The sequence below is a fragment of the Microcoleus sp. MOSTC5 genome (genome assembly GCF_036701825.1).
GTDB lineage: Bacteria > Cyanobacteriota > Cyanobacteriia > Cyanobacteriales > Microcoleaceae > Microcoleus > Microcoleus asticus.
In genome coordinates this window covers 19,294-37,158 of sequence record NZ_JAUBRK010000040.1, presented here as the reverse complement: position 1 = coordinate 37,158, position 17,865 = coordinate 19,294, and the positions used below count along the sequence as shown (strand labels likewise).

Sequence of the window (17,865 nt, the reverse complement as noted above, 5' to 3'; positions counted from 1 at the left end):
ATATTTTTACTGCGGGGATTTGAAGTATCTTTAATGGGGTTGAACAGCCGCTAGAATTTGTCCGGCTGTCACCGTTTGCCCCTTTTCACAAAACAACTCGGCAACAGTCCCCGCAACATCAGCAGTAATAGCAATTTCCATTTTCATCGCTTCCAAAATTAACAGGCGATCGCCCTCTGCAACCGCATCTCCAACATTAACCAGCACCTGCCAAACATTGGCCGAAACGTGAGCGACAACTGCCTCACAACCGATCGGCAAAGTAACCTCCGCCGCTGTTTCAGAAGCCACATCCGCCGAGGATTCTGCTGCAGATTCAGCTTCAAATTCCCCGGATGCGGCCCAGCGATCGCGCTCTGCATTAAATGCGGCCTGCTGCTGCGCTTTAAATTCAGCCGCACTGTTAGCAATGGAATGCAAAAACTCATTGTATTCTCTCAAATTAAAAGTGATTTCCTCAACCTTTAATTTAAACTTCCCTTCGATAAATGCTTCCCGACAGCGGTGCAATTCCTCATGGGAAACCGGATAAAATCGGATTTGGTCAAAAAACCGTAAAAGCCAAGGTTTACCAGACTGGAAATCCGCCGTTTGTTTGAACCGATTCCACATTTGCACCGTGCGACCGACAAATTGATAACCTCCGGGCCCTTCCATGCCGTAAACGCACAAATACGCGCCGCCAATGCCAACTGCATTTTCAGGAGTCCAAGTGCGGGCGGGATTGTATTTAGTAGTAACCAAACGGTGGCGCGGATCGAGGGGAGTTGCAACGGGCGCGCCTAAATAAACGTCTCCCAAACCCATCACTAAATAGCTAGCATTAAATACAATTTCTCTGACTTGTTCGATGCTTTCAAGCCCGTTTATGCGGCGAATAAACTCAATATTGCTGGGACACCAAGGTGCATCCGATCGCACAGACTGCATATATTTTTCAATTGCCAACAGCGTCGATTCATCTTCCCAAGATAAAGGCAAGTGCACAATTCGCGCCGGCACTTCCAAATCCTCGATCGCCGGAAGTTCCGCCTCCGCCGCAATCAGCGCCTGCATTAGCTGCTGTTGCGAAATCTGGCGGCCCTCAAAGTGAATTTGGAGCGATCGCATTCCCGGCACTAATTCGATAACACCAGGCAACGGATTTGCTTTCAAATGTTCCATCAATGCGTGCGCCAGAAAACGCAAATTTAAATCCAGCACCAACGGGCCGTATTCAACTAGAATATATTTATCCCCAGCTTGACGGTAAGTAACAGCAACCTGTCCCGGAGATTCGGGAATTTGGTGCAAAATTGGAGAAGCGGGAACGGCGGGCAATTCCTCCGCATTTTCCCCAAAAACAGGCAAACTAAAAGTAGCAATTTGCAGATTTTGTGCTAATTCCCGCTGCAAAGCTTCAGCAAAACTCAAACAGTGAAAGCGAATGCTGTCCCCCGGTTTTAGTTGCCCGATTTTCCACAATTCCGACTGCACAATAGTAGCAGGACAGACAAAACCTCCCAAACTCGGGCCGTCAAGACCGAGAATTACAGGCATATCGCCCGTAAAATCGATCGTGCCGATCGCATAAGCATTATCGTGAATGTTAGACGGGTGCAAACCCGCTTCCCCGCCGTCTTGACGCGCCCAGGTGGGCTTCGGGCCGATCAGCCGAATGCCCGTCCGCGTCGAGTTGTAATGCACTTGCCATTCTGTGGAGAAAAACATTTCGATGTCTGACTCAGTAAAGAAATCCGGCGCGCCGTGAGGCCCGTACAAAACGCCGATTTCCCAATTATTGCTGTAGGTGGGAATTAGTTCCGGAGGCAAAGATAATTCCGCTTCCAGAGTTGCAGTTTGGTTGAGTTTTAACACATCTCCCGGACGCAGCGTGCGGCCCGCGTGTCCGCCAAATTTGCCCAGTACAAAAGTTGATTTGCTGCCCAAATAATCGGGGACATTAAAGCCGTGTTTGACTGCTAAATAAGTGCGGTAGCCGCCGCCTTGAATGGCTTTTAACTTGAGAATGCTGCCAGCTTTTACGGGAATTGCCGTCCAAAACGGCACCGATTCGCCGTTTAGCGTTCCCTTCATAGTTGCACCAGTCAAACTAATAACTGTATCGGCATTAAACCGCAGAGTAGGGCCTGTCGCTGTGAATTCCAATCCTGCTGTTGATTCGGGATTTCCTACTAAACGATTTGCCGATCGAAATGCCAGATGATCCATCGGCCCAGAAGGCGGCACGCCAACATCCCAATAGCCAATCCGCCCCGGATAATCTTGAATGCTGCTGTAGGTTCCCCCATCCAATACATCGATCGTTAAAGGTGCGTATTCAAAAGAGTTTAAAAAGCGCGTACTCAGTTCGCCCCGGCTGAATCGGGAATCGTCCAAAATCTGGCGGAGGTAATCTAAATTAGTTTCAATTCCCGCTATTTCACTGGCATCTAAAGCAGCTTTGAGTTGAGCGATCGCCTGGGTTCGATTATCCCCGCAAACGATTACTTTGGCTAGCAGCGGATCGTAAAAAGGAGTAACCTCCGTGCCGGTTTCTATCCAACTGTCGCAGCGGACGTTTTCGGGAAACGCAACTTGATTCAGCAACCCGGAACTCGGCTGAAAATTCTTGCCGGCATCTTCGGCATAAATTCGCACCTCAATGGAGTGTCCCTGCGGCCGATAGCGGTACTCTTCCAGGGGGAACAAATCTCCAGAAGCCTGTTTAACCATCCACTCAACGAGGTCGATATTGTTGACAGCTTCAGTAACGCCGTGTTCAACTTGCAAGCGCGTGTTGACTTCCAAAAAATAAAACTGTTTCGCATCGACATCAAATACAAATTCAACAGTACCGGCTGACTGGTAATTTACGGCTTTTCCCAACCGGACTGCTGCACCGTACAACTGATTTCGCTGTTCGTCGCTAATAGCAGGGGCGGGGGTTTCTTCAATTACTTTTTGATTGCGCCGCTGCACCGAACAATCTCGCTCGCCCAAGGCTATGACATTTCCTTTGCCATCTCCAAAGATTTGGACTTCAATGTGTCTGGCTGTTTGAATGTATTTCTCTAAAAAAACGCCGCTTTGTTTAAAATTGCTTTGACTCAAACGCTGTACTTTTTCAAATGCTTCTGCCAAATCTCGATCGCCAAAACAAGCCTGCAAACCGATGCCGCCGCCGCCTGCGGTACTTTTCAGCATCACCGGATAGCCGATCGCCCCAGCCGCTTTTTCCGCATCCTCTAAACTTGCTAAAAGTTCGCTTCCGGGAGTTAGCGGCACTTGATTTGCAGCGGCTATTTCCCGCGCGGTATGCTTCAATCCGAAGCAGCGCAACTGACTCGGAGTCGGGCCGATAAATGCAATATTTTCGCTTGCACAAGCTTCGGCAAATTCAGCATTTTCGCTCAAAAAGCCGTAACCCGGATGGATAGCTTGAGCTTTAGTTTGGCGCGCAACTTCGAGAATGCGATCGAACCGCAAATAACTCTCGGCTGCGGCGGCTGCACCGATACAAACGGCTTCGCTGGCGGCGAAAACGTGCTTGGCGCGGGCGTCGGCTTCAGAATATACTGCTACCGAAGCAATTCCGAGGCGATCGAGCGTGCGGATAATTCGGCAGGCAATTTCACCGCGATTTGCAATCAAAACTTTGTCAAACATTTAGGTAATTTGTAATTTGTAATTTGTAATTGATAACTGGTAATTGGTAATTCTTAATGGGTATCTCTTTACACCTTGTACTATCCTGAAGAACAGGCAAGATGCCTGTTCCACCAAGAGTGAATTTTCTTGTGGGGTGAGCTTCTAGCCCGCCCTAAAAAGATTGCGGAGGCAGTACCCACGCTATTTTACACCGCATCCCAAACAATCAACTGAATCGGCGTAGGATTGTAAGCATTGCAAGGATTGTTCATTTGCGGGCAGTTAGAAATAGCAACCAGCGCGTTCATTTCGGCTCGCAAATCAACTGTACTTCCCGGATCGGAGATGCCGTCAACAATTTCAAGCGTGCCATCTTCGCTAACCGGAACATTCATAAAGAAGTTGATATTGCTGACTAAATCTCGCTTACCCAAACCGTGGGGAAGAATTGCGGCGAGGAAATTTTCAACACAGGCGTGCTGGTATTTTTTATCGAGTCCAAACCGCACCGAATTGCTCTCGCAGCTACAGGCGCCGCCGGAGGTATCGTGCCGCCCGCAGGAGTCAGCAATTATGGTCATCAGGACTCGCCCTTCGTTGGAAATGAGTTGGCTGTTGGTAGTGACAAAGATGTTGCCTTGATTGACGATCGTATCGGGGGCGCTGTAGCGTTCGGACGGGTCATCGGCATTGTAAACCAAAAAGTCTACTGCTTGATTTCCGCCTAAATCTACAATGCGGAGAATCTGTCCTTTTTTGATGACACGAGACCAGGGATGTCTGGCGGGTAAAACTTCGTTGTAAATTGCTGTTTCTGGAGCGAGGATTTGTTGGGTAGTTGCAGTCATGATTCACTTTTTGTGAGGGAAGTGCAGAATTTTTCACCGCAGATTGCTGCGGATAAGATTGAGTTGTGGAATCGGGTCTATTGCACGAACAAAGCATCGGTGTTGATGAAGCCGCGCACTGCTTCCGGGTTGGCGGTGCGGCACAAGTCGTCTGGTGCGGGTGCGGGGGTTTTCACAATCTGAATTTGGATGGGTTTTGGATCGTAAGTTGAACCCGGATGCAGGATGTGGGGGCAGTTAGAGATAATGGTCAATACGTTCATTTCGGCTCGCAAATCGATAAAACTCCCCGGTTTTTCGCAGCCTTCGCGAAACTCCATCGTGCCGTCTGGTTTGACGGCAATGCGAGTAAATAAGTTGAGGTTGGGCATGATATCTTTTTTGCCTAAACCCCACCGAGTTAGGGCTTTGAGGAAGTTGTCGCGGGAGTTTTTCCAGTCTCCTTCGCCGTATTTTTTGGCATTGCTAATGGCGTTGCTGCATCCTGCTAGCAAATCGTGACAGCCGGAGGTGTCTTGGGTGATAGAAAATAGGATGCGTCCCATGTCTGTGTAGATCACCATGCCTTGTTTGAGAAAGGCGTTGAATTGAATTTTGGCGGTGTCTGCTGCGTTGAAACGTTCGATCGCATTGTCGGCGTTGTAGCACAGCATGGAAACGCCGCGAGAGCCTTCTAAATCGGTGATTCGCAGGGTGTTTCCCCGCTTGATGACCCCCGACCAGTAAGCGCCGCCCGGTACGGTTTCTTGCATTAATACGAGGTCGGAATTGAGTTGAGATTTTGTGTCGATCGATGATAGTTGCACCATGAGTTCCTCCTGATGTATTTGGGTAGTTAGCAAAACAAAACAATAGTATTTTGTAGCTGCAAAACGCGCACTTTCCGAATGTAAAATTTATCTCCACTGATATCTTGAACCATTCTCAAGAACGGGCATCTTGCCCGTTCCACAAAACTCAACTTTATTGTGGAACGGGCTGGAGAACCCGTTCCTAAATAGGTAATTGACAATGGTGCAAGATGTTGAGTTTCCACTTACTTAGGTTTGTAGTTGAACTCTTGGCGCAGGCCCAAAATGTGCAACTACAAACCTATTTTTATTTAAGCAGCCATTGCAACTGCTTCCTGTCCGTGTTTCCGCATCAAATCCATGAGTTCGTCGCGATAATCGTGGAATTTGGCGTGCCGTTTAACGCTGGGAGTGCGATCGGGCAAATTAATCGACATTTCCTTTCTCACTGTACCGGGACGAGCACCCAAAGCATAAATTCGATTGGAAAGAAACACCGCTTCTTCGACATCGTGGGTAATCATAAAGATTGTAATCTGAGTGCGGCGCCACAAATCGAGCATGAATTCGTGCATCGATTCTTTAGTGTGGATATCCAAGGCGCCGAAAGGTTCATCCATTAATAACACTTTAGGTTCAGAAGCGAGGGCGCGGGCGATCGCCACCCGCTGTTTCATCCCGCCCGACAATTCCTTCGGCAGCGACGAAGCAAACTGCGTCAATCCTACCACACTCAAATAATAGCTCGCTTGTTCGCGCCGCTCCTTCTTGGCAACGCCTTGAAGTTTGAGGCCAAACTCGGCATTTTCCTGCACGTTCATCCAAGGATAAAGAGTGTAATGCTGAAATACCATACCTCGATCGGGCCCAGGCGAAATAACTTCCTTGCCGTCAATTTTCACTTCTCCGGTTGTCGGCTTGTCCAATCCCGCAATCTGCCTCAAAAGAGTAGATTTGCCCGAACCGGATGCGCCTACCGCGCAGATAAATTCGCCTTGCTTGATGCTCATATTGATGTCCTTGAGGACAACTAATTTACCGTTTTTCGTTTCAAAGTTTTTGTGCAGATTGTTGATTTCCAGAAACATGAGTTTATCCTCTGTATTGTAAGTAAAAATTTGATTTTTTGATACCCAAAATCGGTAAATTTTAGGACTAAAAACGATATCTCGCCTGGGTTTTAATCTTAGTTTACACCACTGCCTTCTTCCCCCTTCCTTCTTCCTTCTTCCTTCCCCCTTCCTTCAACATCTGCTTACTGTTTCTGACTTGACCATTTACAAGAAACCCGCAGCACATATTGAAAAAGCAAGTCAAAAGTCAGTCCGATCGCCCCAATGACAATCAGCCCCACAAAAATTTCATCGGTTCGGAGAAATCGACCTGCGACGCTGATCCGGCGGCCCAAGCCTTCGGTGGCAGCAATCAATTCCGAGACGATTACCAATTGCCAAGCCGCAGCTAAGTTGATGCGGCTAGCATCAAGAATTCCCGGCAAAACGTGGGGAAAAATAACTTGAGTGAGAATTTCCCAGCGATTGCCGCCCAACATATAAGTAGCTTCGATCAAGTCTTTTGGAACAAACTTGACTGTATCCATCACCATCAGCGAATTGAAGAAAAAGACACCGATAAATATCAGGGTAATTTTGGGCTCTTCGCCGATTCCCAAGTAAAGAATTAGCAGGGGAATGAATGCTGGTGCGGGCATATATCGCATCAAGCCGAACATGGGTTCTAGCAAGGCGCGAATGCTGGGAAAACTGCCCATCAGCACGCCAATTGGTATGGAAAAAAGCAAGGCGAACAGAAAGCCCACTCCCACCCGCCACAAACTCGCTACCGTGTCTTTCAAAAGTTCGCGAGTGTTCCACAGCCGGCCAAATGCCTCTACAACTTTGCCGGGTGAAGGCAAAAATTTGGGGTCTACGTTGGCGAAGGTTGTTACTAGCCACCACAGCAGCAGCGGCAGTGCGATCGATGTTACCGTTAACCCAATATTCAGGGGTTGTGGTATCTCTTCCGCAATCCGCCAGAAAACGGTGGGATTTAGGCTTTTTTGCTTGAGTTGAGATGGGAGGGCTCCGGGATCGGGATTTGGTGGCATGATTTAATTGCAGAAGGGTTTATCGAGGAATTTGATTAGTTTTTGGTAATTTAAAAAAGCAATATTTGTGAGAGTTTATTGTGTCTGTAATTTATGAAATTTTGGTTTTTTGCCTTCTAGCTTCTACCTTCAGAATAAGCTTTGATAAAGCGATCGTCAAATAATTTGCTGATATCTGGTTGGGTTTTGGCTAAATTTACATCTACGAGAAATTTGGTCATTTCTGCCGCCGCAAACTGCAATGATGTCATGTCGTTTCCCGGTTGAAAGGCTTTCAAGTTTTCCTCGACCGTAAATATCTTAGTGCCGTTTTCATATTCTTTGTATTCCTCTACGCTGACTCCGGCGCGGTTTGCTAAAATTTGGTAAGATTTCTCTTTATTTGATTTTATGTATTCCAATGTGGCAAACCATGAATTGACCAGGGATTGCACTCGATCGGGGTGTTCGCCGATAAACTTTCGCGTGAATACCAAATGATCGGAAATCGCCCCCGGAAAGTCTTTTGAACTAAACAGTTCCTTGCTGTTCGAGCGTTTTAATGCCTGCGTGGTAAACGGCGCAAATACTGCCACCGCATCGACTTGTCCTCCGACGAAAGCCGCCGCAGCTTTGCCAGTTTCTAGGGGTACAAATTGAATATCTCGCACTGATAAACCTGCTTTCCTCAGCCCTAACAGTAATAGAAAGTGATCGACTGTACCTTCTTCTGCTGCCACTTTTTTACCTTTCAAATCTGCAACGGAATTGATGCCTTCGGCGACAATAACTTTGTCATTACCCGTCGAATTGTCGTTAACTAAAACAATTACTTGATCTGCACCGCCTGATATAGAGTTTACTGTATCGCCGAGGGTTTGGCTGTTAGCATCTATCTGTCCTGCTGTGAGGGTGCCGATCGATTCTAAGTAGCCGTCAAACCATTTTAAGTCTACACCAACATTGTTGGCTTCAAATATCTTTTGTTCTTTGGAAATTTGCCAAGGAAACCAGCCGGGCCACGCGCTGAATCCGAGGCGAACTGCGTCAGCACTTACTGAAGAGGCTGCTTCTGTTTCGGTCGTGGTTTTGATATAAATTGCCGGGTTGACGCAGCCGATCGCGAAAAACAAGGTAATGAAAAATATGGCGCAGTAGGATAGGGGCGATCGCATTATTTTTGGGGAGCAATATCGGATATTCATAGCATATTCTGGTTGCTGGTTAAAAGTGAATATGTCGATCGAGCTTTTGCACCTTCGTTGGCTTCCTTAGCTCCCGCAAACCCTTGATATACAAGGATAAAGCCCGAGAGCTAACGAACCGAGTCTTGCTGACCGATCGCGTTTCTCCCGGGCTTTTATCCCGCCGTGTAACTGGCTAGTGTTCCCCTCAAATTAATAAAATATTGGGATGACCAGTCTGCTTCTCTCGGACCAGCACTTGAACTGTCTAAGCTGAGTTAGAAACTGATTCAAATCGGAACCCTAGAAGCTATTAAATTTTTTTGTTTTTGTCTGTATAAGTCCTGTTTGCAACCCAAGGAGTTATTCGAGACTGTTCGTAACAGCAATGCACTTAGCTTTGTGAAAGGTAAGCATACTGTAGGGTGCAATCCTACTAGATTGATACGTTTCAAACGGTAACAGCAAATTTGATAATAAAATGTGTAAAATGTTACAAAAAATGGTTTTTCTCTAATTTGTCAAATTAAGGTTTTTAGAAGATTAAACCGGGCGGTTGGAAATCGCGAAGTTTACGGACACACAGATTCAACCCGCAAGGCCAGGGTTGAAGATTTTTTGAGAAATACTTCGATCGCCCTAGACTGGATGCGGAGGCGATCGACAATGCGGTAAACTAACATTCTATTTGTAATAACGATCGCCAAACGCAGCCTGTGAAGTCATTTCTTCAATCTAAAATCGCAAATCGCAAATCGCAAATCGAACGATCGCCAAACACAGCCTGTGAAGTCAACTCTTCAATCTAAAATCTAAAATCTAAAATCTAAAATCGATTGACGGTGAATCATGGAAAAATTTAACTACAGCAACAGTCTAGACATTCATTCGCTGCTCGATCGCTACCGCACCGGCTCGCTCGCGCCCGCAGATGCGATCGCGAGCGTGTACGATCGGATCGAACGCTATGCAGATCCGGCGGTATGGATTTATTTAGCACCGCTGGCGGAAACCCTCGAACGCGCCAAAGCCTTGCAAAACCTAGACCCGCAGCAGTTGCCGCTCTACGGAATACCTTTTGCGATCAAAGATAATCTCGATTGGGCGGGCGTTCCCACTACAGCGGGATGTCCGCAGTTTGCTCGCACTCCAGCGCGATCGTCCGCAGTCGTAGAGCGCCTGTGCGCGGCAGGTGCGATCGCGATCGGCAAAACTAACATGGATCAATTTGCCACGGGATTGGTGGGAACCCGCACGCCTTATGGAGTTTGCCGCAATCCGTTCGATCGGCGCTACATCCCAGGAGGATCGAGTTCCGGTTCCGCCGCAGCAGTCTCGGCCGGATTGGTAAGTTTTGCTCTGGGTAGCGATACCGCAGGATCGGGGCGGGTTCCCGCTGCTTTTACCAACATAGTCGGGCTGAAGCCAAGTTGCGGGCTGGTAAGCACTCGCGGCCTGCTGCCGGCAGTGCGATCGCTCGATTGCGTTTCAGTGTTCGCTCTCACCTGTGCGGATGCGGCCTCGGTGCTGCAAGTAGCCAGCGGTTTTGACGCTGAGGATGCGTTTTCTCGCCGCCCTGAAACGAAAGTTTTGCCGGATTTATCCAGGTTACGGGTGGGAGTTCCCGGAGACGGCGAACTGGAATTTTTCGGGAATGCAGAAGCCGAACAGCGCTACCGGGAGGCGATCGCGCGCTTGCAATCATTGGGCTGCACGATCGCACCTATTGACTTCAAACCCTTTGCGGAGGCTGCCGAACTGCTCTACGGCGGGCCTTGGGTAGCAGAAAGGTTGGCGGCGATCGGCGATTTCCTCGACGCGCACCCAGATGCGATCGATCCGATAGTGTACGAAATTATCAGCGGCGGCAAACGCTACGATGCCGTCTCAGCCTACCGCGCGTCGTATCGATTGGCCGAACTCCGCCAGCAAGCAGAAATTCAGTGGCAGTCAATGGATGTGTTGGCGGTACCGACGACAGGCACGATTTATACTGTCGCAGAAGTTGCAGCCGAGCCGATCGCGCTCAACACCAATCTCGGGCGCTACACGAACTTTGCAAATTTGCTCGATTTGTGCGCGATCGCAGTTCCCAGCGGGTTTCAAAGCAGCGGATTGCCCGCAGGATTGACACTGATGGCTCCTGCGTGGCACGATTTATCGCTCTGCCGCCTGGGAGCTGCTTTCCACGCCAGCTTGGGGGGAACTTTGGGCGCAACCGACCTACCGCTGCCAACCCTCCCGGAACCCGCCATCGCAGCCGAATCTTCCTCAGAAGAACAAGTCAAAATAGCCGTGGTTGGCGCTCATTTGATGGGTGAGCCGCTGAATTATCAACTAATCGAGGGGGGAGGCATTTTGGTTCGCGCCTGCCGTACCAGCCCGATTTACAGGCTGTACGCTTTGACGGGTACTGCGATTCCCAAGCCGGGATTGGTGCGCCAGAACGAGGGCGGTAGTGCGATCGAGGTGGAAGTTTGGGAGTTGTCGATCGCGGCTTTCGGCCGATTTGTCACTAAAATTCCCCCGCCCCTGGGAATTGGTACGCTGGTGTTGGAGGACGGCTCTATGGTGCAGGGCTTTTTGTGCGAATCTTATGCTGTGGCGGATGCGATCGATATTTCCGATCTGGGGGGTTGGCGAGCTTATAGCTTCCGGTTTTAAGCTAAGTTAGAATGGCAAATTTCTACCCATCTTCAGAATCATGCCATCAGCAGGACTATCTCAACCAATTCCCAGAGTCACAACCCCAACCCCCACCACCGGTACGAGTCCCGGAGGGGCAGCTAGCGGCAGGAGTGGCACCAGCGGCCCCGACTCCCTCAGAGGTACTGGGGGCGCTGACTTGATATTTGGTTTGGGTGGCCCTGACACCATTTTCGGCTTAGGGGGAAACGATTCCCTCTACGGCGGCGACGGCGATGACTCAATTCTGGGCGACGCTGGCAATGACATACTGTTCGGCGGTGCCGGCCGCGACAGCGTTTTGGGCGGCGTGGGCGACGAGACTTTCTACGGTGGCAAAGGTTCTGACTCGGTAAGCGGCGAGGACGGCAATGATTTGCTGTTTGGCAACCAAGACAACGATATTTTGTTGGGCGGCGCGGGTAATGACACGTTTTTTGGGGGTGCCGGCGATGACTCGCTGGTTGGTGGCATCGGCGATGACTGTTTATCGGGCGATCGCGGCAATGATACTTTAACTGGCGGCGCCGGAAACGATACTTTTGCGATCGGGCGTTTGACAGAGGGGGACGTGATTACAGATTTTACTAATGGTACCGATCAAATTCGCTTGACTGCCGGCCTCACCTTTAGCCAACTCACCATTTCCGCTGGGGCAGGAACTTCGCCGAGTACAATTATTCAGCTTACAAGCACCAAGCAAACTCTGGCTACTTTATTCGGAGTTGCCCGCGCTTCTATCAGTCAGGCCGACTTTATTCTTTAATTGGGAAGAGGTAATTGGGAATTGGGAATTGATCATTGGGCTGGGGGGGACTTTTTAGTTTTAAGTTTTTAATGTTGAACTTTTTAACTAAAAACCACTTTCCCTTGTGAGTAACGTTAGCTTTATCGAGCAAAAAGAAAGCAATTTTAAAACTTTTAATATTCTTTTTTATTGCTTGTTTCTATCAGTTAAATTCCATACATTGCCCGTTGCATTCTTCCTTCTTCCTTCTTCCTTCTTCCTTCTTCCTTCTTCCCTGTTCCTTCTTCTTTCTTCCTTCTTCCTTCTTCCTTCTTCCTTCTTCCTAATGACTACTGACGGTTTTCTCAATCTCAACAAACCTGCGGGCATGACATCTCACGACTGCGTGGGGCGAGTGCGCCGGCTATTGAAACTCAAGCGAGTTGGACACGGAGGAACCCTCGATCCTGCTGTGACTGGCGTTTTACCGATCGCCCTGGGCAAAGCAACCAGACTGCTGCAATTTCTCCAACACAATAAAGCTTACCGAGGCACGATTCGGTTTGGCTTAACTACTGCTACTGACGATTTAGAAGGAGAAGTTATCCATTCTCGACCGGTGCCAGAGTTGAGTTTGGAAAAAGTGCAAGCTGCACTGCCAAAGTTTATAGGAAAAATTGAGCAGTTTCCACCGAGTTTTAGTGCTGTTCAGGTGGGAGGAAAACGCCTTTATGAGTTAGCAAGAAAAGGCGAAACTGTGGAGGTTGCTGCTAGGAATGTTGAGGTTTTTCGCCTGGAAATTTTGGATTGGCGATCGGGGGATTTTCCTGAATTGGATTTGTCGATCGCCTGCGGGGCCGGTACTTACGTTCGGGCGATCGCGCGGGATTTGGGCGCTGTGTTGAATGCAGGCGGTACTTTAGCCCGTTTGACTCGCACTGAAAGTAGCGGTTTTTCGATCGACCAAAGTCTAAGTTTTGAAGAATTAGAACTGCAATTGCAGGAGGATAAATTCTGCCCGATTTTGCCATCGGCGGTTTTAGGACATTTAGGCGCGATCGTTCTTTCCCCTGAATATACCACACGCTGGTTTCAAGGACAACGCCTCCCAATTCCCGAAACGCCGATCGGGGGAGATGAGGAAACTAGCAACAATCCCCTCCACAACCCAATACTCCAACCTCCCTATCCCTTGCAGGTTTACGATCGAGACGGTAAATTCTTAGGTATCGGTCAAGTAGCGAACTCAGAGACAAGTACCATATTATCTCCTCAAATTGTGCTTTAGTTATCTAAAAAAAATGAAAATAGGTATAATTGGTACTGGAAAAGTTGGCGGAATTCTAGCTGCTGGGAATGCCCTCGATTCACCTAGTTTACAGCGGTACAGAACGAGATTTTGCTATTAATCTAATCAATCGCTGAGGTAAAAATTGTGAAAATATTGCTGATCGGATTAATCCGAGGCTACAAAATGGGGATTTCTCCTTACCTACCTAACGCTTGTAGATTTCAACCGAGTTGTTCGCAATACGCGATCGAAGCAATAGAAAGATTTGGGGCGGGCCGCGGCGGCTCGATGGCGGTTAAGCGGATTTTGCGCTGTCATCCTTTTCATCCAGGGGGTTACGATCCAGTACCTCCGAAAGATAGCGAGGGGAATTAGTTATTAGTCAGAAGCAGTATTTTTTTTGTTAGTTAATAGTGCAAATAGGCGTTGCATCTTCATAGCTAAAACTCCTGAGGGGAATCACTCCCTGAGGGGGGTAAATTGGCAGGATTAGTTGTTTTTATTGACCCAAATTCAGTAATATTACTGTTATATTTCACAACTGAGCAGCGATATAATGGTACAAACAGAGTACAGGGGATGCGAGTTGATATGTCTGCTACCGCAATCGGATACAAAATGTTGTCCCATACTCTGGCTGTACTCAGCCAGAAACAAGCAACGGGGAAATTGTTGTTAGAACAAGGGGAACAACAGTGGCAACTTTACTTTTTTCAGGGTTGTTTGGTTTATGCCACAGGAGGAACACACAGATCGAGGCGCTGGTACAGGGCGATCGGGCAACACTGTCGAAACTTTCAAGTGGATCTCAGAGACCTCGATGCTGGAGAACTCTGGGAATATCAACTGCTTCAGCGAGGGGTAGCAGCCAGCGAAATGAGTTTAGAACAAGCTAGGGCGATCGTCCACACCAGCCTTTCCGAAGTGTTTTTTGCTCTGATGGGTCAATCGGGTTTGCGCCGCGAGTGGCGTCCGTCCCAAAAATATTTTTCTACAATTACCTCTTCTTTACTGCTGTCTTTGACGGAAGTAGAGAAGATTATGTGCTCTACACAACAAATTTGGCAGAAGTGGAAAGAAATGGGTTTGTGGCTGGTAGATCCAGAACAAGCACCGCTTTTAAAAGCGTCGGCCCAGTTGCAGGAAAATCGATTTAGTTCTAATTCTTTGATCGCTTTGGCTAACGTATTTAACGGCGAGAATACTCTTTGGGATATTGCATTTAAGAAAAAGCAGTGCGTGACAGTGGCAACTCGCGCTTTAATTAATTACATGAAGCAAGGTTTAGTAAATTTCCGAACAGTACCAGACTTGCCGTCACCTATAGAACAGTGGCGCCTTGCCGCGGCGATCGCCCAACCGGGTCGCCCTTTGATTGCCTGTGTCGATGACAGTCCGACAGTATGCGAATTTTTAGAGCAAATTTTATTGCCGGAGGGGTATCGAGTCCTAAAAATTCAAGACCCGATGCAGGGAGTGGGCATTCTGGCCAAACACAAGCCTGCTTTAATTTTTATGGACGTGGTGATGCCCAAGACAAGCGGCTTTGCTTTGTGCAATTTTTTGCGGAAGACACCGGCTTTTCGGGAAACTCCGATCGTGTTTTTGACCGGTAAAGACAGTATAATTGACCGCACGCGAGCGAAATTTACAGGTGCTTCCGATTTTTTGAGCAAGCCGGCCGATCCAGAACAGGTTTTGCAAATAGCTGACAAGTATTTGAAGGTAAAAGGCGATCGCCACCCTTTAGCAATTCGCCGCCCTGATATATTGAACTCGCACCAATTTACCTTGGCAAATTCTTGAACCCAAATTATACTCACAAAGCATCGCTTATTGGCTGCGTCAGCCTTCGGGGCATCCTACTAAAATATAAAATTTAAAATGGTATAATCCATCAATACTTCGGACAGTTTTTGATTGCAAACCGTAGAATAAGGGTTTCAAGGCTCCAAGGCAATTGAGCTACCAACGAAAAATCGAAGGTTTCAGACTACGAACTAAAACAGTCCGGACTATTGCTCCATCAAACTAGATATTAATTATGAGCGACCGAAACCCACAGGTAAGCGTGGTGATTCCGGCTTACAACTGCGCTGCTTACGTCGGCCAAGCAGTAGATAGCGTGCTGCACCAAACAATTGCTGACTGGGAAATTATTGTAGTAGACGACGGCTCCCGAGACGACACCAATTTAGTTTTAGATAAATATGGCGATCGAATTCGCTACATTTACCAACAAAATCAAGGAGTTTCGATGGCCCGAAATCGCGGCATCGAACTAGCGCGAGGAGAATTCATCGCATTTCTAGATGCAGATGACTACTTTTTTCCCGACAAATTAGCCGCACAAATGGCTGTATTTGCAGCGAAACCACATCTAGGAATAGTCCACAGCGGCTGGCGTCTAGTCAACAGTAAAGGCGAACCGCTAAAAGATGTCAAGCCCTGGCAAAACGTCCCTAAATTAGACTTAGAAATGTGGCTCAGATGGAAACCAGTATTACCCAGCGCGATGGTATTTCGCCGGCATTGGTTAGAGCGCGCCGGGGGATTTGACCCTCGATTTCCCCCGGCAGAAGATACAGATTTAGTGCTGCGTTTAGCCTTAATGGGATGCGAAGCAGAGTGGCTGCAGCAAGTAACTGTTTGCTACCGCCAGCACGAACAAAGCGCCATGTACAAAGGTTTACCCCAGGCTAAATCCCTCGCTGCAGTCATGGAAAATTTTTTTTCTCGCCCCGAATTGCCGGATAAAATACGTTTGTTGGAAAAGCAAATCAAGTACAGTACCTTAGTTTGGATTGCTTGGTATTTGCACCGCACCGGTCATTCTGTTGAGATGGTAGAGTTTTTGCAGCGTTCTTGGAATTATACGCCTTATTTGCCTGTGGAAACAGTAATTAATTGGGTGGAATGTTTCGCCGAATTTTCGCAGGATGCGGGCAATGAATTGGATGCAGATTTATTAGCTCAATCTCCCGAGTGGCAGCAGTTAATGCAGTGGACTATTCTCGGTACGCCAGCTTGATTAAAAGCTTTAAAACAGGACTTTAGTCCTCAATACAAACCAGCTTTTGGTGAGGTCTGTTCGCGAATTAAATAGGATTGCTATATCACCCGCTTCAGTTTCGCTGCCATAGCCGCGATAGTTCTTGGATAATTTATTGATGCTTATTGACGGCTTCTTCTGCTGTAAACTCGTACCCATGTTTTGCTCCCACCCGCACCCAGGCGTTTCCTTCTGCTTCCAGCATTCTTAACTCATCGAGTTGTGTAAGTGCTCTGCCTTCAATGGTGTATATCTCCATTGCCGTCAATTCCTAATTCTGAACTGGCGTCGATATTGATAGTCTCGGCTTATTTGAAGGTTTTTTGGACTTTTTCTAAGTCTTTGAGTGCGATCGTATTGATTATTCCTTGGCCGAAAAGGAGTTCCCGCAGCTACAGCTTTGGGCGGCATTGGGATTGTGAAATCGAAAACCTCCGCCCATCAAGTCTTCTGAATAATCCAAGGTGAGGTCATTGAGATATTTTAAGTGCTGGGGGTCGATCGCAACGGAAATTCCCTCCGACTCGCATACAGCGTCTTCTGGGGCTGGCGCATCGTCAAATGCCATTGTATAAGACAAACCCGAGCAGCCGCTCGATTCCACGCCCACACGAAATAAAGCATTGGGGTTCGGATGCTTCGACTTGAGGCGCGTTACTTCTGTTGCTGCTGTTTTGCTCAGATGAATCATTATGAGTAATTGGTAATTGGTAATTGGTAATAATTTGGGAGTAGTGTTGAGTTTTGAGAAATTTAGAGTGCGCCTAGCCCTGCACCTTACCCGGAGAATGTAGGGTGCGCCACAGCGCACCTTACCGCTATATCTTTAGCAACTTGAGTTACTTAGCCTTTTCATTACGAGCATAATCGTCTTGAAAGCGGATAATATCATCTTCTCCGAGATATTCGCCATTCTGCACCTCAATTAAAATCAGGGGGATAACTCCCGGATTTTCCAGGCGGTGAGAAGTGCACTGAGGAACGTAGGTAGACTGATTGGTAAACAGAACAATTTCTGTTTCGCCGCAAGTAACTTTTGCAGTACCAGAAACCACGATCCAGTGTTCGCTCCGGTGGTGGTGCATTTGCAGGCTGAGGCGGTGTCCGGACTTAACTTCGATCCGCTTAATTTTATATCCTGGGCCTTCTTCTAAAGTTGTAAATGAACCCCAAGGCCGCAATTCTGTAGCGGCTATTCCGTTGGGTGCAGCAGGTGCGTGCAGAGTAGATACTTGAGAAATTTCTTGAATCTGTACCATGATTTTCACTCCTTGAGGATTGCTTGTTGAATCCTGTGGTAAACAACGTTGGATTGTGATATTAGCTAATTTATCCTTAAAACCGAAGTCCGATCGCGCGAACCGGTTAGCGGACTGTAGAGTTTTGCACTTTTGTATGCTCTGCCCGATCGACCCACCTTGACCACCATAGCAAAATCATCACAGCAGTTGTAACCCCGTATTTGCGATCGCCCAAATCTACATCAAATCTTCATTCTCAAAGGCCTGTGCTTTAAAGAAGCTTAACGGGGGAAGAGGAGAGGGGGGAGTGGGAGACGGGAAGAGAGGGAG

The 17,865-nt window shown here is 47.9% G+C and carries 17 protein-coding genes and 1 riboswitch; of the genes, 6 read left to right on the top strand and 11 right to left on the bottom strand.

Features of this window, described 5'->3' with window-relative positions; translation table 11 throughout:
* Positions 1-30: 30 nt before the first annotated feature.
* From uca to QUA54_RS21525, 7 genes are all read right to left on the bottom strand, one after another.
* Positions 31-3,648, bottom strand: coding sequence for an urea carboxylase (gene uca, locus QUA54_RS21555; RefSeq protein WP_333416230.1), 3,618 nt, complete (start codon positions 3,646-3,648; stop codon positions 31-33).
* 188 nt (positions 3,649-3,836) lie between these two features.
* Complete coding sequence (locus tag QUA54_RS21550; protein WP_333416229.1) at positions 3,837-4,478, bottom strand: urea amidolyase associated protein UAAP2; 642 nt, start codon at positions 4,476-4,478, stop codon at positions 3,837-3,839.
* Positions 4,479-4,555: 77 nt separating this feature from the next.
* Positions 4,556-5,287: an urea amidolyase associated protein UAAP1 gene (locus QUA54_RS21545; RefSeq protein ID WP_333416228.1), complete on the bottom strand. Its 732-nt coding sequence runs from the start codon at positions 5,285-5,287 to the stop codon at positions 4,556-4,558.
* A 26-nt stretch (positions 5,288-5,313) separates the two neighbouring features.
* Positions 5,314-5,514, bottom strand: coding sequence for a hypothetical protein (locus tag QUA54_RS21540; protein ID WP_333416227.1), 201 nt, complete (start codon positions 5,512-5,514; stop codon positions 5,314-5,316).
* A 66-nt stretch (positions 5,515-5,580) separates the two neighbouring features.
* Complete coding sequence (locus QUA54_RS21535; RefSeq protein ID WP_333416226.1) at positions 5,581-6,357, bottom strand: ABC transporter ATP-binding protein; 777 nt, start codon at positions 6,355-6,357, stop codon at positions 5,581-5,583.
* A 167-nt stretch (positions 6,358-6,524) separates the two neighbouring features.
* Complete coding sequence (locus QUA54_RS21530; protein WP_333416225.1) at positions 6,525-7,376, bottom strand: ABC transporter permease; 852 nt, start codon at positions 7,374-7,376, stop codon at positions 6,525-6,527.
* 116 nt (positions 7,377-7,492) lie between these two features.
* Positions 7,493-8,560, bottom strand: coding sequence for an ABC transporter substrate-binding protein (locus QUA54_RS21525; RefSeq protein WP_333416224.1), 1,068 nt, complete (start codon positions 8,558-8,560; stop codon positions 7,493-7,495).
* A gap of 142 nt (positions 8,561-8,702) precedes the next feature.
* Positions 8,703-8,857: riboswitch (guanidine-I (ykkC/yxkD leader) on the bottom strand.
* Between the two features lie 531 nt (positions 8,858-9,388).
* Between QUA54_RS21525 and atzF the strand changes: the two genes are divergently transcribed.
* Both atzF and QUA54_RS21515 read left to right on the top strand, forming a co-directional pair.
* Positions 9,389-11,203, top strand: coding sequence for an allophanate hydrolase (gene atzF / locus QUA54_RS21520; protein ID WP_333416223.1), 1,815 nt, complete (start codon positions 9,389-9,391; stop codon positions 11,201-11,203).
* Between the two features lie 40 nt (positions 11,204-11,243).
* On the top strand, positions 11,244-11,990 hold the full coding sequence (locus QUA54_RS21515; RefSeq protein ID WP_333416222.1) for a calcium-binding protein: 747 nt from the start codon (positions 11,244-11,246) through the stop codon (positions 11,988-11,990).
* Between the two features lie 168 nt (positions 11,991-12,158).
* Here QUA54_RS21515 and QUA54_RS21510 read toward each other — a convergent pair whose 3' ends face one another.
* Entirely contained in the window at positions 12,159-12,341 is a 183-nt protein-coding gene (locus tag QUA54_RS21510) for a hypothetical protein (protein ID WP_333199420.1), read from the bottom strand.
* On the opposite strand from QUA54_RS21510, the gene truB reads away from it, so the two are divergent.
* From truB to QUA54_RS21490, 4 genes are all read left to right on the top strand, one after another.
* Positions 12,298-13,239, top strand: a complete 942-nt coding sequence (truB, locus tag QUA54_RS21505; protein WP_333416221.1) for a tRNA pseudouridine(55) synthase TruB — start codon at positions 12,298-12,300, stop codon at positions 13,237-13,239. The genes QUA54_RS21510 and truB overlap by 44 nt on opposite strands.
* A 147-nt stretch (positions 13,240-13,386) precedes the next feature.
* The gene (gene yidD, locus QUA54_RS21500; protein WP_172190019.1) at positions 13,387-13,617 is read left to right on the top strand and encodes a membrane protein insertion efficiency factor YidD; all 231 of its coding nucleotides are present in this window, start codon (positions 13,387-13,389) and stop codon (positions 13,615-13,617) included.
* 216 nt (positions 13,618-13,833) lie between these two features.
* On the top strand, positions 13,834-15,048 hold the full coding sequence (locus QUA54_RS21495; protein ID WP_333416220.1) for a response regulator: 1,215 nt from the start codon (positions 13,834-13,836) through the stop codon (positions 15,046-15,048).
* A 238-nt stretch (positions 15,049-15,286) separates the two neighbouring features.
* Positions 15,287-16,273: a glycosyltransferase gene (locus QUA54_RS21490; protein ID WP_333416219.1), complete on the top strand. Its 987-nt coding sequence runs from the start codon at positions 15,287-15,289 to the stop codon at positions 16,271-16,273.
* Between the two features lie 133 nt (positions 16,274-16,406).
* Here the strand turns inward: QUA54_RS21490 and QUA54_RS21485 are convergent, their stop codons facing one another.
* From QUA54_RS21485 to QUA54_RS21475, 3 genes are all read right to left on the bottom strand, one after another.
* A complete protein-coding gene (locus QUA54_RS21485) occupies positions 16,407-16,553 on the bottom strand; it encodes a hypothetical protein (protein ID WP_333416218.1) in 147 nt (48 codons plus the stop codon).
* Between the two features lie 102 nt (positions 16,554-16,655).
* On the bottom strand, positions 16,656-16,985 hold the full coding sequence (locus tag QUA54_RS21480; RefSeq protein ID WP_172190011.1) for a HesB/IscA family protein: 330 nt from the start codon (positions 16,983-16,985) through the stop codon (positions 16,656-16,658).
* Between the two features lie 148 nt (positions 16,986-17,133).
* Positions 17,134-17,553, bottom strand: coding sequence for a phosphomannose isomerase type II C-terminal cupin domain (locus tag QUA54_RS21475; RefSeq protein ID WP_172190009.1), 420 nt, complete (start codon positions 17,551-17,553; stop codon positions 17,134-17,136).
* Between the last annotated feature and the right edge of the window lie 312 nt (positions 17,554-17,865).

Bases quoted from the DNA above. Each gene is read 5' to 3' on its own strand.
- QUA54_RS21550 (WP_333416229.1), bottom strand. From the start codon at position 4,478: ATGACTGCAACTACCCAACAAATCCTCGCTCCAGAAACAGCAATTTAC.
- QUA54_RS21475 (WP_172190009.1), bottom strand. From the start codon at position 17,553: ATGGTACAGATTCAAGAAATTTCTCAAGTATCTACTCTGCACGCACCT.
- QUA54_RS21515 (WP_333416222.1), top strand. From the start codon at position 11,244: ATGCCATCAGCAGGACTATCTCAACCAATTCCCAGAGTCACAACCCCA.
- QUA54_RS21510 (WP_333199420.1), bottom strand. From the start codon at position 12,341: ATGCCCGCAGGTTTGTTGAGATTGAGAAAACCGTCAGTAGTCATTAGG.
- QUA54_RS21525 (WP_333416224.1), bottom strand. From the start codon at position 8,560: ATGAATATCCGATATTGCTCCCCAAAAATAATGCGATCGCCCCTATCC.
- uca (WP_333416230.1), bottom strand. From the start codon at position 3,648: ATGTTTGACAAAGTTTTGATTGCAAATCGCGGTGAAATTGCCTGCCGA.
- QUA54_RS21480 (WP_172190011.1), bottom strand. From the start codon at position 16,985: ATGATTCATCTGAGCAAAACAGCAGCAACAGAAGTAACGCGCCTCAAG.
- QUA54_RS21530 (WP_333416225.1), bottom strand. From the start codon at position 7,376: ATGCCACCAAATCCCGATCCCGGAGCCCTCCCATCTCAACTCAAGCAA.
- QUA54_RS21535 (WP_333416226.1), bottom strand. From the start codon at position 6,357: ATGTTTCTGGAAATCAACAATCTGCACAAAAACTTTGAAACGAAAAAC.
- atzF (WP_333416223.1), top strand. From the start codon at position 9,389: ATGGAAAAATTTAACTACAGCAACAGTCTAGACATTCATTCGCTGCTC.
- QUA54_RS21485 (WP_333416218.1), bottom strand. From the start codon at position 16,553: ATGGAGATATACACCATTGAAGGCAGAGCACTTACACAACTCGATGAG.
- QUA54_RS21495 (WP_333416220.1), top strand. From the start codon at position 13,834: ATGTCTGCTACCGCAATCGGATACAAAATGTTGTCCCATACTCTGGCT.
- truB (WP_333416221.1), top strand. From the start codon at position 12,298: ATGACTACTGACGGTTTTCTCAATCTCAACAAACCTGCGGGCATGACA.
- QUA54_RS21545 (WP_333416228.1), bottom strand. From the start codon at position 5,287: ATGGTGCAACTATCATCGATCGACACAAAATCTCAACTCAATTCCGAC.
- QUA54_RS21490 (WP_333416219.1), top strand. From the start codon at position 15,287: ATGAGCGACCGAAACCCACAGGTAAGCGTGGTGATTCCGGCTTACAAC.